This is a genomic window from Streptococcus caprae (assembly GCF_042649745.1).
GTDB lineage: Bacteria > Bacillota > Bacilli > Lactobacillales > Streptococcaceae > Streptococcus > Streptococcus caprae.
In genome coordinates, this window is record NZ_JBHRZV010000050.1 from 19,696 (window position 1) to 35,833 (window position 16,138).

Genomic DNA, 16,138 nt, shown 5'->3' on the forward strand with positions numbered 1-16,138 from the left:
CATGCGCTTGTCGTGCGGGGGGGGTTAGTCAAGAATTAGAAGGCACCACCGCCGCCGCCACCAAAGCCTCCGGAAAATCCACCTCCAGAGAAACCTCCGGAGCCTGAACTTGACGAAGGAACATGAAAGTTTTCAGCCTGGTGGGCAAGCTGCGAAGTTTGTGAAAAACCATGCGTTGACCGATAAAAACCGCTGTAAGCATAGGGATTCACATAAAAATCAGCGACATCTGACGAAGGTAGTTGGATATTGTGAACCTTGATGGCACGGCTGACCTTTTCTGCTTCACCAAAGAGGGTTGCGTAAACCAAAATCCGATTCCAAAGAACCAGCCCCTCCAGTTCAACCTTATCCATGTGCCCAATATCATGAATCATATTTTTAAAAGCATGCCAGCGATAGTATTCCTCAGCCCCTTCCAAGGTCAAAACACCGTCCCGCACATAGTGATGACGACTAACCCAGTAGAGGGTTCCAAGACCTAGCAATAGCAGAGCTGGATAAAGCCACAACCAAGTGCTAAAGGCGGTTGCTAGATAAGCCATGGACAAGAGCACCACCACAATCGGCGCAAGAGCCAAGAGGTTAGTCAGAAGAAGCCAAAGCCATTCTGACATTCCCAATGGTCGGTAGGCCACCCCAACATGATCACGTTCCAATTCTTGGTCAACTGTTTGCTTGAGCAGACGTAAATCGGCATCAAATTGCTTACCGACTTCTCTTCCCTTGGACCGAACTGAGCTTTCCTTAGTCTTGTCCTTGGTGTTCAAGAGAGAGGGAGCAATATGATACTGCTCAAAAATCTCAGAAGCCGACTTGTTGACATTGCCATTGAAGGCCATCAGAACCAAAACCTGTTCTGAGTCAGACAATTGGTCATAATCTTTCAGGTGAAATTCTTTTTTCTCTGTCTTATGATGAGTCGTAACAGTGATATTGCCTCGGTCAATCAAATCAAGAATAGTGGCTTGAATCAGATTTTCAAAGGAGAAGACATTTTTACTGAGGCCTGCTTGATTGGCTTCTAAGACGTCTAGCCCAAAGACCTGTTGAGACAGGACAAGCGGCGAAAGATTTCCTGGTGGCTCATAAAGCCTAGCCTTAAGGTCCTTTCCTGCTAAATTCCGATGGAAAAACTTCTTCATCCCTTCAAAAACCATGACCGCCAAGAGGCAAAGTCCCATGGTGCTAAAGGGGATAATCAGATAGAAAATCTGCTTAGCCTTTTTCGTATTTTTAGCAATATTAGCTTCAGTCTGCTTGAAATCAGCAGCCTTGTATTCTGATAAGCTATCCAAACGGGCCGAATTACTCAGTACGCTAACTGGCCATGAAGCATGAAGTTCTAGAGGACGCCCAGCAGACAGGTGAGACAAGTTTACTGTATAGGTCCCATCAGCTCCCCGACTGATATTCGGTTGGGTTCTGAAATACCCGGTATGGGCATAGAGTGCTGAACCTTGGACTGGTAGGCCAGAAATGGTCAGGGTCACCTCTCCTAAATCTTCATCCCAATCAGAAATCGGCACCCAGTGCAGCTCTGCTATGTCTTGATAAACATTGAGAAGGTTGGTCATCTGCCAAATAATACGGACTTCGACGACATCACCAGCCTGACCACCGTTATAGATTTTATACTGATAGCCGTCAGTAATCCGAGACAGGCTCGTCTCAGCCCCAACTGTCGAATCCTCCCCATTGATTTTCACACTGACATCAGCACCGTCAATAGTAAAGCCAAGTGGCAAAGTTCCAGCCTCACCTAGCGTTACATACTGACCATTGTAATCGTCGTCAAATTCATAGGTTACGGTCTCCGTGTAGACAGCCTTATTCTCCTCTGTGAGTTGTAAATCTCCCACATAAGAAGTAATGTCGTAGTCTACAGCCTGGACAGGGACCGTCCAGATTAAACCAAGGAACACAATCATCATACCGAGATACTTTTTCATAGGCATACTCCTTTATCTTACACCTAGTTTATCACATTTGAGAGATAGATTAAAGCGCTACCCTTAACTTTTAGGATTAAAAACAGCAACTGCCTCTTAAAGCCTATCGCAAAATTTTGAAACAGTTTTAAAATAGAATTTGTATGAAAGATTCCTGTATTTTTAATAGATGCTATTTGCAATAGCTCTACCTTTCTTGTAAAATAGATAGGATAGAATTTTTAAGGAGAATATCATGAAAAAACTTTGGTTAAGCTGTTTGCTTGCCCTGGCCATCATCTTTGGTGGTGCCAGTCAAGTCTCAGCTGATAACTACCTCCGTGTCGGTATGGAAGCGGCCTACGCTCCCTTTAACTGGACACAAAACGATGACAGTAATGGGGCCGTTCCCATTGAAGGAACTGACCAATACGCCAACGGTTACGATGTTCAAGTTGCAAAGAAAATCGCTGCTGCAACTGGCAAGGAATTGCTTGTCGTAAAAACCTCTTGGACTGGATTGATTCCAGCCTTGACCTCTGGTAAAATCGACCTTATCGTCGCTGGCATGAGCCCAACCGAGGAACGTAAGCAGGAAATCGATTTTACAGATACCTACTATACGTCTTATCCTGTTATCGTGGTTCAGGCCGACGGCGACTATGCCGATGCGACTAGCTTGGCTGATTTTTCAGGGGCTAAATTAACAGCCCAACAAGGCGTCTACCTCTATGACCTCATCGACCAAATCGAAGGCGCAACCAAGGAAACGGCCATGGGAGACTTCAACCAAATGCGACAGGCCCTCTCAGCAGGCATCATTGACGGCTATATTTCTGAACGTCCAGACGCGACTTCAGCTGAAAAAGCCGATAGCAAGCTGAAAATGATTGCCTTTGACGATGCCAAGGGATTCACCACTTCTGAATCTGACACGGCTCTGGCTATCGGTGTCCGCAAGGGTGAAGAAGATCTCAAGGCCCAAGTCAATGCTGTTCTTGCAACCATCTCTGAGGACGACCGCCTCAAGCTGATGGATGATATGATTAACGCTCAGCCATTGGAAGAGGAAGATGAAACCACTAAACCAAACTTCTTCGCTCAAATGGGAACCATTATCCAGAAAAACTGGAAATCCCTCCTTCGTGGAACAGGGATGACCCTGCTCATTTCCATCTTGGGAACGGTCATCGGGACCCTGATTGGTCTGGCCATTGGCGTTTTCCGTACCGCACCTAAGGCAAGCAATAAAGTTGCTGCAGCCTTCCAAAAACTCTTCGGCTGGTTGCTCAACATCTACATCGAAGTTTTCCGTGGCACACCTATGATTGTTCAATCCATGGTTATCTACTACGGAACAGCCCAAGCCTTCGGAATCAATATCAATCGCACCCTAGCGGCTATCTTTATCGTGTCCATCAACACCGGTGCCTACATGAGTGAAATTGTTCGCGGTGGTATTTTCGCGGTTGACAAGGGCCAATTTGAAGCGGCAACAGCTTTGGGAATGAACCACGGGCAAACCATGCGTAAGATTGTCTTACCTCAGGTTATCCGCAACATCCTTCCTGCAACTGGTAATGAGTTCGTCATCAACATCAAGGACACTTCTGTCTTGAATGTGATTTCCGTGGTCGAACTCTATTTCTCAGGAAATACGGTTGCGACCCAGACCTACCAATATTTCCAAACCTTTACAATTATTGCCATTATCTACTTCATTCTAACCTTTACGGTGACCCGTATCCTCCGTTACGTTGAAAAACGTTTCGACTCTGATACCTACACTACTGGCGCTAACCAAATCCAAACCAAGGAGTTTTAATCATGACAGAGCCTATTTTAGAAATCAAACAGCTTAAAAAATCCTTCGGTCAAAATGAGGTTCTGAAGGACATTTCCCTCAGCGTCTACAAGGGTGAAGTCATCTCCATCATCGGTTCATCAGGTTCAGGGAAATCAACCTTCCTCCGCTCCATTAACCTTTTGGAAACACCAACAGACGGACAAATCCTCTACCATGGTGAAAATGTCTTGGAGAAAGGCTATGACCTAACCAAATATCGTGAAAAACTCGGTATGGTTTTCCAATCCTTCAACCTCTTTGAAAACCTTAACGTCTTGGAAAATGCTATCGTGGCTCAAACGACTGTGCTCAAACGCGACCGTTCTGAGGCTGAGAGTATCGCCAAGGAAAATCTCAACAAGGTGGGAATGACTGAGCAATACTGGAAAGCAAAGCCAAAACAATTGTCCGGTGGTCAAAAACAACGGGTGGCCATCGCGCGTGCCCTCTCCGTCAATCCAGAAGCCATGCTCTTTGACGAACCAACTTCAGCCCTCGACCCAGAAATGGTTGGGGAAGTTCTGAAAACCATGAAGGAACTAGCCAATGAAGGCTTGACCATGATCATCGTCACCCATGAGATGGAATTCGCAAAAGACGTTTCCGACCGAGTCATTTTTATGGACAAGGGCTACATCGCGGAACAAGGAACACCGCAACAAATCTTCGAAACCCCTCAAGAAGCCCGCACCAAGGAATTCCTCCAACGCTTCTTGAAATAATGAGGTCACAGTCAGCATTTTAGGATGAGCAGATGCGTTCTACATTTGACAGCCACAGTTGCCCTTAAAGCAAGAAAACCCTGACGGTTCTCTCTAGATTACTATCTAGTAGGGAACTGTCAGGGTTCTTTTTTTCCGAGGAACGACCGTAGATATTCATATATATAATCTTAAATGCTAAAGTTGACCACGATAGGGCAACACATTTATTTTGATTTTAGAAGAGTATAATTTTCCTGCTTTCCTATTCATCCTATCCTCTTACAATCATGTGATAGGATTTGTTGGCCCAAGAGGACACCAATCTCCCTAGCATTTCCATCGCTAGAACAGCATAGGGTAAAATCGCAAAGAACAAAATAATAGACATCAAAAAGATACTTTTTTCCATAAAACACCTCGAGTTATCCCACTATTTTGCGGTCAATTCCTTATGTCGAGTCTATTATAACGCTCTACATTTTAAAATCAAGCACTTTGAGACAATCTGAAGAAAGTCTTTATCTTCTCTATTTTCACACAATTATGAATTTTATCAGCTGGCATGCTCAGCACAAACCAGTAAGTTTTTTCTTAACTAATCAAGCTTTGATTTCAGGCTAAAGAGTTCCTCTACCTGAACCTCAAAGACTTGGGCTAATTTGAGGGCCATTTCTAGGGACGGATTGTAGCGGTTGGCCTCCAAGTGCACAATCGTCTCCCGACGGACACCGATAAGCTGAGCTAATTCTTGCTGGCTGAGCTTTTTCGCCAGCCGATAGTCCTTGAGACAGGTTTTAATATTAGTCATGCAATTGTCCCAGTTTTTCAAAGATAAAGTAGGCGAGGTCAAAAGCTAACATCAGACCAGCTATTACGATTAAAACCATACCTGCCGATAGATTGACCTTTGTGAAGAAGAGTAAACCAGTCAGAACGAGAAGGCCGGACAAGGTCACACCCAAACAAACAGCAGCTGCCTTCCCAAGATTGATGTAGAGACGCTCATCAGGTTGCTCTGCTATTTTCTTAACCCCGAAAAAGATAGCGAAAAACAAACAAGCCGCTGATCCCAAACCTAGAAAGAGAGGCTTTAACCAGGTCGGGTCTGTCTCTGGTGTCACTAGCCAAATTCCAAGCCCGTAAATCGTAGCACTGGCAAAAATACTAACAGTATAAATCTTTTCAGTTAGGCCAAAATAGCCTTTCTTGTTCACATTGGGCTGAACCTTAAACAAGTGAAAAAGGGTAAGCACCAGACCCACCAAGCAAGCTGTCGAAGCCATAGCGATATGCTTTATCCAAGCTGGATGGCTAGCCGGAGTCAGCAACCAAATGGCTACAATCACAACTGCAAAGATCAAAATGACCTGTTTTTCTTTTTTCTTCATGGACTAATCTCCTTTTTGTGATATATTCGTAACTCGTTGTTTGTTATAAATATATCACTTCATAACTAAGTTATCAACTGAAAAGTGAACTATTTATAACATATCATTGAACTAAAAACTAACACCTATTGCATTTTAAATTCTAATTTATCAAGCTCTTTAAATGATTCTCCTTATACTCACTCAAAATAAAAACCGGACAAGGCAGGCGGCGGGCTGACGTTGCATAACTGAGGTTAAGCAAAGAATTCTAATAAGGTCTAGATTTGATTTTGGAAGATTATAAAAGAGCAGGCCACAGCCTGCTCTCTTACTTATTTATCTCCCTTAACCTTGAGGGCTGAGAGAATTTGAGTACGGATATCGTCCATGCCACCTGGTGAATTTGGCAAGAAGATGGTTTGATTGCCACCTGCTGCAAACTGGTTCATGGTATCCAGATATTGGTTGGTCAAAAGAATCGCCATAATCTGTTCTTCACTGAGTTCAACATTGGCTTCCTTGAGCTCTTGGATAGAATCTGCCAGACCATCGACAATGGCCTTACGTTGCTGAGCGATACCGACCCCATGAAGACGATCTTTTTCAGCTTCGGCTTCAGCCGCAGTCACGATTTTAATCTTGTCAGCGTTGGCAAGTTCTTGGGCTGCGACCCGTTTACGTTGAGCAGCATTGATTTCATTCATGGATTGCTTAACTTCGGCATCCGGCTCTACCTTGGTAATCAAGGTTTTAACAATGATATAACCATAGCTAGACATTTCTTCTGCCACTTGGTGTTGAACTTCCAAGGCGATTTCATCTTTTTTCTCAAAAAGTTCATCCAGGGTCAATTTAGGAACAGAAGAACGGAGCGCATCTTCGATATAGGACTTGATCTGTTCTTCTGGACGCATGAGCTTATAGTAAGCATCCATGACATTTTCTTCATTAACACGGTACTGAGTCGCTACGTTCAGAGTGACAAAGACGTTGTCTTGGGTCTTAGTCTCTACGACCAATTCACTTTGGAGCATCCGCAATTGAATCCGAGCCGCAATACTGTCAATTCCAAGCGGCAAACGGAGGTGAATCCCTGAGCCAGCAGTTTTTAAATATCGGCCAAAGCGCTCGATAATGACAACCGTCTGTTGGCGTACCACATAAAAACCACTAGCAATCACTGAGAAAATGACCAAAAGTATAAACAAAATAAAGATTACAGCCATAAAATTCATCCTAAACCTCTTTCTAGGGCCAACGCCCAAGCACCAACTCCTCAACCATGGCAGAGCGGTGGACACCACCCTCCTCATCGGTTGTAGAGCATTAAACTAATAAATTATAAAGACTTTCGTTGCCATGAAGGTTGATATAGCTACTGTCAAAAGCTTCCAAGCGTTCTAGGAAGGGTTCATAACCCTCGCGCTCAGCCAGGGTAATCCCAATCAGAACTGGCCCCGTTCCCTTGTTGGCACGCTTGATGTATTCAAACCGAGTGATATCATCATTTGGCCCCAAGATGTCATTAACAAACTCACGTAGGGCACCCGGACGCTGAGGGAAGTTGACCACAAAATAGTGTTTGAGACCTGCGTAGATGAGCGCCCGCTCCTCCATCTCAGGCATACGGTTGATATCATTATTACCACCGGAAATGATACAAACCAGGGTCTTGCCCTTGATCTTATCCTTTAGGACCTCAAGTGCGGCGATGGTCGCTGCCCCAGCCGGCTCTGCTATGATTCCCTGACGAGAATACATATCAATCAGAGACTCTGAAATGAGCCCCTCATCGACACCAACCAGCTTATCCACATACTTACGAGCAACCTCATAGGTATGTCGACCGACCTTTTGTACGGCAATGCCATCCGCAAACTTATCGATTTCCTCCAAACGAACAGGGTGTCCCTTGTCAAAAGCGGCCTTCATGGAGCGAGCCCCCATGGCCTCAACACCAATGACCTCAATCTCAGTCGCCACATCCTTCATGTAAGTCGCTACCCCAGCAATCAAGCCACCACCACCAACAGGGACCAAAATACTGTCGAAGGCAACACTCTCTTCTTGAGCCTGCTCATAAATTTCATAAGCCACAGTCCCTTGACCAGCCTGAACATTGGGATCATCAAAGGGATCAATGAAGGTCTTACCCTCTGACTTGGTGTAATCCTGAGCAGCCTGGGCAGACGCATCAAAGGTGTCCCCCACTAGCTTGATAGTTACATAGTTGCCACCAAAGAACTTAACTTGCCCAATCTTCTGTTGAGGTGTCGTCACCGGCATGAAAATGGTCGCAGGAATTTGCATCTCATTACAGGTATAGGCCACCCCCTGAGCGTGATTTCCAGCCGAAGCACAGACCACACCGAGAGCTTTTTCTTCATCGCTGAGCTGAGAGATCGCATAGTAGGCTCCCCGTAGCTTAAAGGAACGGACCTTTTGCATATTCTCCCGCTTAAGGTAAATCGTCGCCCCGTACTTCTCTGACAGGTAACGGTCAAAATCAAGCGGTGTTTCCACCACCACATCCTTCAAGACGTTATAAGCGTCTACAATATCTCTTGCTGTAATCATCTTCAAACCTCTTCAACTGACCATACTCCTCCAAGCTCAAAAGTAATACGTCGATATGGGTTACCCAGTTTTAATGAGATTTAGGCCAAACCACACGGCACGTTTAGAATGAATATGAAATATCAGTTTTTGTCAAAATTTTCTGTCTATTTATCCATTATAACAAAAAATTCAAGGATTGACATGATCAATCACAGACAAATTGTAAGTCTCCCAATCTTGGGATAAGGACAGAATACACTAAAATTACTTTCCTTGGTCAAGATTTCCTAAACGGTCGCTTTTCGTGCCTGAATGGTTGTGCCAGTTTAAAAAACAAATTTTTTGAAGTATTGTTATCCAAAATGAATTCTACCCGCATGCATCTGATGTTGTAGAACTGAATTTACGATGAATCCAAGAGATATGGATGACTAGATAATATCCTCATAAGAGATCGAACTTACTTTCAAGTTTAACTTAATTTTTATAATTGACAACTTTTTTCAAAAAAATAGTTGCTTCTTTTTGGTTTTTGTGTTATGATTTATTTAAAGGCTAGATAGTACGATATAACTATCAACAAGCTCCTTAGTTTAGTCAGTAGTTTACGTTCCCTTAGTTACTAATTGATACTGACACTAGAGAAGCACCCTTTTATTTGAGACACTCAAAAAGTACCGAATTCATAATGGGTACTTTTTGAGTGTATAAGCAAAATATCAAGGGAGACTCCCTAGCCTTCTAAATTTTATTAACAGATGAGATTGAAGTTGACAATAAAGCTAGAGTAAAATAATAAATTAGAACAAAATAGACAATAGTCAGTAAGAAATCCATTGTCTATTTTTGTAAAACTATTTCAGCGAAGTAAAGCGTAGAGTTGCGATAAAAATTTATCTATCAAAATGAAAGGTGAGTCAACCTAACAAAAAGTTCATCATATCTAATTTTACACTAACTAACATTTTAAAAAAGCAACAGCCTTGCTCCCCATCCTATGGAGAGTAAGGCTGTTGCTTAATTTTTTATGACTTGAGAAGGAGCAATCCACACTGGACCAAGCCTCACGTTTCAACTTCCAGGCTCGGACCTAAAACAGTCTCCCAGACTACCCTCGCTCTAACATTTTCGGGCTAGGGATTAATTTGGTCCCCCGGACCAAATTAATTATAAATACTGAAGTTGCTGTCGTCGTTTTGACTGACGAATGGCATTGCTTTACGGAGTTCTGCTCCGACTTTTTCGATTTCAAGGTCAGCTGCAGCATCGCGGTAGGCTTGAAGTTTTGGACGACCAGCCTTGTAGTCGTTAACGAAGTCGTTGGCAAATTTACCAGACTGGATGTCAGCAAGGACTGCCTTCATGTTTTCCTTAACTTGGTCTGTAATCACGCGTGGACCTGATACGTAGTCCCCAAATTCAGCAGTGTTCGAGATAGATTGACGCATTTTCTTGAAACCACCCTCGTAGCAAAGGTCAACGATGAGTTTCATTTCGTGAAGAACTTCGAAGTAAGCCAATTCAGGTGCGTATCCAGCTTCTGTAAGAGTTTCAAAACCAGCTTGAATCAAGGCAGTCAAACCACCACAGAGAACAGCTTGTTCACCGAACAAATCTTCTTCTGTTTCTTCTTTGAAGGTTGTTTCCATCAAACCAACACGGGCTGAACCAACTCCTTTTGCCCAATCCATGGCAATGTTTTTAGCATTTCCAGTTGCATCTTGGTAAACTGCGTAAAGTGCTGGTACACCAAAGCCTTCAGTATAAGTACGGCGTACCAAGTGACCTGGTCCTTTAGGAGCACACATGAAGACGTCAACATCAGCAGGTGCCTTGATGAATTCAAAGTGGATATTGAATCCGTGCGCAAACCCAAGTGCATTTCCAGCTTCAAGGTTTGATGCGATTTCATCGTTATAAAGGTCAGCTTGGATTTCGTCTGGAGCCAAGATCATGATAACGTCTGCTTGTTTCGTTGCTTCTGCAACTTCATAAGCTTCAAAACCATCTTCTTTAGCTTGGTCGAATGATTTACCTGCACGCACACCGATGATAACATCGTGGCCTGAATCACGCAAGTTTTGAGCGTGGGCATGTCCTTGTGAGCCGTATCCGATAACGGCGATTTTTTTGCCGTCAAGTGCTGCTACTTTTACATCTGCTTCGTATTGCATTGCTACTGCCATAATAATATCTCTTTTCTTTTTTTATTTTTATTAATGAGTTTGGGATTGCTTCCACTTTGTAAATCCTAAGGACTCAACCTGTAGTGACAGAATTAAGCTAGTACGGATTTCTAAGGATAAGGAAACAAATAGTTAATCACGGCTAAAGCCGGTTGCGCCTGTGCGGGCAATATTTTTAATGCCGTAGGGCTGAATGACACGCAGGAGAGCTTCGATTTTCTCACCATCTCCAGTCATCTGAATGGTAATGGTCTTGGGTGCTACGTCAATAACGCTGGCACGGAAGGGTTGAATTACCGCTAGAATCTCAGCCCGCTTTTGCGGTGGTGCTGAAACTTTAACCAAAATTACTTCACGCTCCAAATGGGGAATATCGGTGATATCACGCACCCGCACCACATCAATCATGCGGTTGAGTTGCTTGATAATCAGTTCGACTTCTTCCATACTCTCAACATCGATGATGACGGTAATTCGTGAGGTGTTTGGCTCCGACGTATGCCCAACAGAGATGGATTCAATATTGACCTGGCGTCTGGACAAGATACCAGTGAAACGATTGAGTACACCTGTTGAGTTTTTCATTTTGGCTGTTAACATTCTACGCATTGAACTTCACCCCCAACATTTCCGCATTGCTCTTACCAGCTGGCACCATCGGCTCCACATGTTCACGGTTAGAAATATGAACTTCGATTAACTTAGGACGATTGTCTGTAATCACCTTGAGGTCCTCTGCCAGGCTAGCTGGATTTGTGCAAGCATGGTAATCGATACCATAGGCTGCAGCCAGGAGTTGGAAATTCGGCTCATCGTCAAAGGACGACTGACTGCGGCGTTCATCGTAGAAGGACTCCTGCCACTGCCGAACCATACCAAGTGAATGGTTATTGATGAGGACCACCTTAATCGGCACTCCGTAACCATTGAGAATAGCCAATTCTTGGTTGGTCATCTGGAAGCCACCGTCTCCAACAAAGAGAACGACCTCTTTATCAGGATTGGCGATCTTAGCCCCAATAGCCGCCGGAATTCCAAAACCCATGGTCCCCATACCACCTGAGGTAATCAGTTGGCGAGGATTTTTATAAGGATAGAACTGGGCAGCCCACATTTGATGCTGACCAACGTCGGTAACGATGATAGCTTCACCATCTGTTAACTGACCGATGATTTCAATGGCTTCTTGCGGCTTGATAAAGGTCTCATCCTTATCGTAACCAAAGGGTGCCCGACGCTTGTTGTCCAAGACCTGAGCTATCCAATCGGCATAGTCTGTTTCCACCTGTTCAAAGGCTAACAAGGTTTCCAGCACTCTCTTAGCATCTCCGACCACAGGGATATCTGTCTTGACAACCTTGCCAATTTCCGCAGGGTCGATATCCGCATGAGCTACAACAGCATTTACTGCAAAGTCAGCAACACGACCAGTCAGACGGTCATCAAATCGGGCACCAATATTGATGATAAAGTCCGCATCTGTCAGAGCCATATTGGAAGCGTAAGAGCCATGCATGCCCCCCATGCCAAGGGACAGTTCATGCTGAACTGGAATCGTCCCTAGTCCTAACAAGGTTGAGACAACTGGAATACGATAACGTTCTGCAAAGGCTACCAATTCAGCCGTTGCATCCGCATAGTTGACTCCGCCACCTGTCAAAATGACAGGACGTTTAGATTGGCTCAATTGTTGCAGAATTTTCTTAACCTGCAAACCATTCGGTTCAACTGTTGGTTGATAGCTTGGTAAGTCCAAACTTGCATCATTATAATATTCTACGGTCATCTCTTGGATATTCTTCGGAATATCGATGACTACAGGTCCAGGACGACCAGTCGTCGCAATGTGCACCGCTTCTGTAATCACGCGCGGAATATCCGCCGTATCACGAATTTGGTAATTGTATTTGGTTATCGGCATGGTAATCCCGATAATATCTGCTTCTTGGAAGGCATCCTTCCCAATGCCAGGCATGGCTACTTGCCCCGTGAAGACCAGGAGAGGCACGCTATCCCCCATGGCATCCGCAATCCCTGTAATGGCATTGGTCGCTCCAGGGCCAGAGGTCACTAGGGCGACACCAAGTTTCCCTGTTGACTTAGCAAAACCTTCTGCCTCGTGCAGGGACCCTTGCTCATGTCGGCCAAGAATATGCCGAATTTGAGGATACTTGTAAATCGTGTCGTAAAGGGGAAGAACAGCGCCACCTGGATAACCAAAAATGGTATCGATACCCAGATCTAGTAAGGTGTCCAAGACCAACTCAGAACCTGACTTAGCTCTTTCAAGTTTTATGGTTTCCACACGAACCTCCTTTATCCATTTGCTATGTTCGAAATATTCAAACAATTTAAAAGCTTATGTACTATCATAACATTTTTAAGGAATAATGCAAGGGATAGCAAACAGAATTTTCAGAAATTATGGCAAAGTCCTCTATGAAGCAAAATTCAAGCGCTTCCCTCACATTTCCTCATCAATTCTCTCCCCAAATTAGTGGTATTTATGATAAAATAAAGACGTATAGTGTCTTAGAAAGGATCAGCTATTAAGCTGATAATATGAAAAAATGAAAAACCTTCCGAGCCGAATGATAAGCTGGTTTCGGTCCTTTAAAATAGACCGCAAAAAGCAGATTTTGACCATCAGTACCTTGGCCCCTATGGCCATTATTCTAGTCGTTTGGGCCATTATGGGAATGTTCCCATTTGGCAATAAATCTCAAATGGCCGTCGATTTTAGTCAACAATACATCGGACTTTATGGCTTTATGAAGCACACCTTACTGACAGGTGACTGGTCTGGCTTATTTTACTCCTTCTCCAAGTCTTTGGGGGGATCCATGATAGGGATCTGGGCCTATTATCTAATTAGTCCCTTTAATATCTTCTATCTCATCCTGCCTCTATCTAAATTTGTCTGGGCGGTCTTCATCAGTATCCTCTTACGCTATGGAGCCATGGGCTTTACTTTTGCCTTCCTACTCATCAAGCGCTATCGAGCTATGGAGTACAATCCCTGGCTGGTCCCACTCATGTCGACAGCCTATACCTTGTCTGGGATGATTGTCTCCTATCAGATGAATCCAATCTTCTACGATGCCTTTATCATGTTACCACTGGTGGTATGGGCCTTAGAAGAAATGATTGACGGTAAAAAACCGCTCCGCTATGTATTACTATTAGCCTTGATGGTCTTTTTCCAATTTTATATGGGCTATATGGCCTGTATCTTTATCGCACTCTATACACTCTACTATGCAGCGCCACGTCTGGCGATTGTGGGCGATTGGAAAATTAAGCTCAGCCATTACTTAAAAGCTGTCGTCCCAGTTATTCTCTATTCCTTGCTGGGCGTAGCTAGTGTTTGCTTCATCCTCTATCCAGTCTTTCTCAACCTCTTGACCAGTAAGGGGGCCTATGAGACACCCTGGACCTGGGCCTGGGCCTTCCAAATTAACCCCTTAGATATCTTAGCCAAACTGATGATCGGTGGCTTTGACAATACCTCAGGCTGGTCAGCTGGGCCAAACTTGCCAAATATCTATATCGGATCATTTGCTCTTATTGGTTTTCTTTTCTACTTTAAATACGCTAAGGCGCATCTGGCTCAAAAATGGGCTGTTGCTCTTATCTCCACCTTCTTTTTCTTCTCTATGACCCATGAGGCCACTAGCAAAATCTGGCATATGGGGCAAAACCCGGCTGGTTTCTTCTATCGTTTTACTTGGATAGTCTGCTTCTTCTTTGTTCTCTTAGCTTACCAAACCTTACGTGAAGAAATTAGAATTTCTGTGCGTGACCTCGCAATCGGTGCCTTTGTTGCACTGATTTCAGTCCTCTATGTCAACAGTCAGGACTACACCTTTATTTCCTTAAATCAGCCTGAGGCTCTCACAGCTTTCGTGACTGGACAAAAAACTTTGGTGTTGGTCCTGCTGATTGCTATCTTTGGTGGGTTGGCCTTGCTTGCTCATTCTAAAATAAAATCATCTACTGCCGCACGTCATGGTTCTATGACTTTAGCTGTCCTTACTATTCCTCTCCTATACTTTGGCTTGACAAAAGGAATTTTCTTTAGTCAAACCTTGCTAACGCTGATGACATGGTTGGCCGTCCTGCTCTTTCTCTTTGTTCAACCTAAACAAAAATGGGCATGGATTGCCTTGTCTGTGATGTCTGTCTTAGAATTAGGCTACAATGCCTATCTGTCGCAAGTAACCCTTGGTTATGCTGACGCTGATAAATTCACCAGTGCAACCTTACAGATGAAAGAACTGACTGACGTCGTCAAGAACTATAACAAGGCTGGTTTCTACCGTATCGGTTCAAGCTTTATCTACTCTAAAAACGATCCCTTCATTGCTTCTTATCCTGGGCTGAGCGCCTTCTCCTCCAACCTTGAAAAATCTACCGTCTCTCTCTTCAACTCCATGGGGGATGTTGGTGGGAATGCCTCAACCTATTACGCTAATGGGACCTTATTAACCGATGCCCTCTACGGGGTCCGTTATTACATGGACCGCAAAGACTACACCAATGAAGATGTTGAAAACAATCCTACGACACACTTCTTTAATCGCCGTAATAACCGGACGGATCTCAAAGCTACTTATAATCTCATTTATGAAAATGACCGCTTTGAAATCTACGAAAATCCAAACGTCTTCTCCATAGCCTACGGAACCAATCCAACAACTCGCAATATTAAATTTGGTCTTAATAACCCTGTTTCTAACCAGAACATTATTTTAGCTTCCATGTCTGGTGTGGAGCAAAATTATTTTGAGTATGTGGGAATCCCAACGATTGAGTTATCCAACATGGAGAAGGTCGAAGAAAATGGTAACGTTATTTACCGTCGAATCGACAAGAGCCAGCCAGGTTCTGTAATGGTTAAGTTTACCCCTCAAACTGACTATACCTACTACTTCCAAGCTCCTTATGCTCTGCGATCTTCCATGGGTAAAATCAGCATCATTGTCAATGGTGCCTACTACAACTACTCCCAGTCTTACGACCAAGTTCAACTATGGAACTTGCTGGACCGCAGCCCAGGACTTGAAACAACTATTACCCTCCAAACCTCAACCGAAGATGAGATTAACTTGACCAATATGGGGTTGGTTCGTGCCAATCAAACTGCTATCCAAGAGGTCCTCAATCAACGCTTGAAACAAAACATGACGGTTGATTCCTGGACCAACACCAACATTACTGGTTCGGTTGATATCACAGATGATAGTACTGTCATGATGACCTCTATCCCTTATGATGCTGGTTGGTCTGTAACCGTTGATGGGCAAGAAGTCGAAACCACTGCAGCTTGGGATAATAGCCTCCTCAGCTTCCCAATTACAAGTGGCAAACATAAGATTATCATCCACTATCAAACTCCAGGACTCTGGACTGGTATCATCATTTCCGTGTGTAGCTGGGTGCTTATCGCCTACCTCATTTGGTTGGAAAAAAGCAAAGCTCAGGAAGATATGAAAACTGCTAGAACTTAAATCAGCTTCATATTAAGAACATAACATTCGCC

Annotated in this window: 11 protein-coding genes; 3 read left to right on the forward strand and 8 right to left on the reverse strand. The window is 44.0% G+C overall.

The genetic code is table 11. The features are described 5' to 3' along the window. Positions 1–35: 35 nt before the first annotated feature. Positions 36–1,952, reverse strand: coding sequence for a DUF2207 family protein (locus ACFORF_RS08075; RefSeq protein WP_380427143.1), 1,917 nt, complete (start codon positions 1,950–1,952; stop codon positions 36–38). Positions 1,953–2,187: 235 nt separating this feature from the next. On the opposite strand from ACFORF_RS08075, the gene ACFORF_RS08080 reads away from it, so the two are divergent. Together ACFORF_RS08080 and ACFORF_RS08085 are read left to right on the forward strand one after the other, a co-directional pair. Further along, entirely contained in the window at positions 2,188–3,756 is a 1,569-nt protein-coding gene (locus ACFORF_RS08080; protein WP_380427145.1) for an ABC transporter permease subunit, read from the forward strand. A gap of 2 nt (positions 3,757–3,758) precedes the next feature. Further along, positions 3,759–4,499, forward strand: a complete 741-nt coding sequence (locus tag ACFORF_RS08085) for an amino acid ABC transporter ATP-binding protein (protein WP_380427147.1) — start codon at positions 3,759–3,761, stop codon at positions 4,497–4,499. Between the two features lie 577 nt (positions 4,500–5,076). On the opposite strand, the gene ACFORF_RS08090 is transcribed toward ACFORF_RS08085, so the two are convergent. The 7 genes from ACFORF_RS08090 to ACFORF_RS08120 form a co-directional block, all read right to left on the reverse strand. Further along, positions 5,077–5,289, reverse strand: a complete 213-nt coding sequence (locus tag ACFORF_RS08090) for a helix-turn-helix transcriptional regulator (RefSeq protein WP_380427149.1) — start codon at positions 5,287–5,289, stop codon at positions 5,077–5,079. Continuing rightward, complete coding sequence (locus tag ACFORF_RS08095) at positions 5,282–5,869, reverse strand: DUF3796 domain-containing protein (protein WP_380427151.1); 588 nt, start codon at positions 5,867–5,869, stop codon at positions 5,282–5,284. Before ACFORF_RS08095 ends, ACFORF_RS08090 begins: the two co-directional genes overlap by 8 nt. Before the next feature lie 314 nt (positions 5,870–6,183). Further along, on the reverse strand, positions 6,184–7,077 hold the full coding sequence (locus tag ACFORF_RS08100; protein WP_380427153.1) for an SPFH domain-containing protein: 894 nt from the start codon (positions 7,075–7,077) through the stop codon (positions 6,184–6,186). Positions 7,078–7,177: 100 nt separating this feature from the next. Then, positions 7,178–8,428, reverse strand: a complete 1,251-nt coding sequence (ilvA, locus tag ACFORF_RS08105; RefSeq protein ID WP_380427155.1) for a threonine ammonia-lyase IlvA — start codon at positions 8,426–8,428, stop codon at positions 7,178–7,180. A 1,145-nt stretch (positions 8,429–9,573) separates the two neighbouring features. Continuing rightward, a complete protein-coding gene (gene ilvC / locus ACFORF_RS08110) occupies positions 9,574–10,596 on the reverse strand; it encodes a ketol-acid reductoisomerase (protein ID WP_380427157.1) in 1,023 nt (340 codons plus the stop codon). A gap of 132 nt (positions 10,597–10,728) precedes the next feature. Then, positions 10,729–11,205 (reverse strand): acetolactate synthase small subunit, encoded by a 477-nt coding sequence (gene ilvN, locus ACFORF_RS08115; protein WP_380427159.1) that lies wholly within the window; start codon positions 11,203–11,205, stop codon positions 10,729–10,731. Continuing rightward, positions 11,198–12,901 carry an acetolactate synthase large subunit gene (locus ACFORF_RS08120; protein ID WP_380427161.1) on the reverse strand — a complete coding sequence of 568 codons (1,704 nt, stop codon included), beginning with the start codon at positions 12,899–12,901 and terminating at the stop codon, positions 11,198–11,200. Before ACFORF_RS08120 ends, ilvN begins: the two co-directional genes overlap by 8 nt. A 286-nt stretch (positions 12,902–13,187) precedes the next feature. Here ACFORF_RS08120 and pgfM1 point away from each other — a divergent pair, with 286 nt between their 5' ends. Continuing rightward, positions 13,188–16,106, forward strand: a complete 2,919-nt coding sequence (gene pgfM1, locus ACFORF_RS08125; RefSeq protein ID WP_380427163.1) for a glycosyltransferase PgfM1 — start codon at positions 13,188–13,190, stop codon at positions 16,104–16,106. Positions 16,107–16,138: the final 32 nt, after the last annotated feature.

Excerpts from the sequence above, each read along its gene's own strand:
- ilvN (WP_380427159.1), bottom strand. The coding sequence starts at position 11,205 with ATGCGTAGAATGTTAACAGCCAAAATGAAAAACTCAACAGGTGTACTC.
- ACFORF_RS08090 (WP_380427149.1), bottom strand. The coding sequence starts at position 5,289 with ATGACTAATATTAAAACCTGTCTCAAGGACTATCGGCTGGCGAAAAAG.
- ilvC (WP_380427157.1), bottom strand. The coding sequence starts at position 10,596 with ATGGCAGTAGCAATGCAATACGAAGCAGATGTAAAAGTAGCAGCACTT.
- ACFORF_RS08100 (WP_380427153.1), bottom strand. The coding sequence starts at position 7,077 with ATGGCTGTAATCTTTATTTTGTTTATACTTTTGGTCATTTTCTCAGTG.
- ACFORF_RS08080 (WP_380427145.1), top strand. The coding sequence starts at position 2,188 with ATGAAAAAACTTTGGTTAAGCTGTTTGCTTGCCCTGGCCATCATCTTT.
- ACFORF_RS08085 (WP_380427147.1), top strand. The coding sequence starts at position 3,759 with ATGACAGAGCCTATTTTAGAAATCAAACAGCTTAAAAAATCCTTCGGT.
- pgfM1 (WP_380427163.1), top strand. The coding sequence starts at position 13,188 with ATGATAAGCTGGTTTCGGTCCTTTAAAATAGACCGCAAAAAGCAGATT.
- ilvA (WP_380427155.1), bottom strand. The coding sequence starts at position 8,428 with ATGATTACAGCAAGAGATATTGTAGACGCTTATAACGTCTTGAAGGAT.
- ACFORF_RS08075 (WP_380427143.1), bottom strand. The coding sequence starts at position 1,952 with ATGAAAAAGTATCTCGGTATGATGATTGTGTTCCTTGGTTTAATCTGG.
- ACFORF_RS08095 (WP_380427151.1), bottom strand. The coding sequence starts at position 5,869 with ATGAAGAAAAAAGAAAAACAGGTCATTTTGATCTTTGCAGTTGTGATT.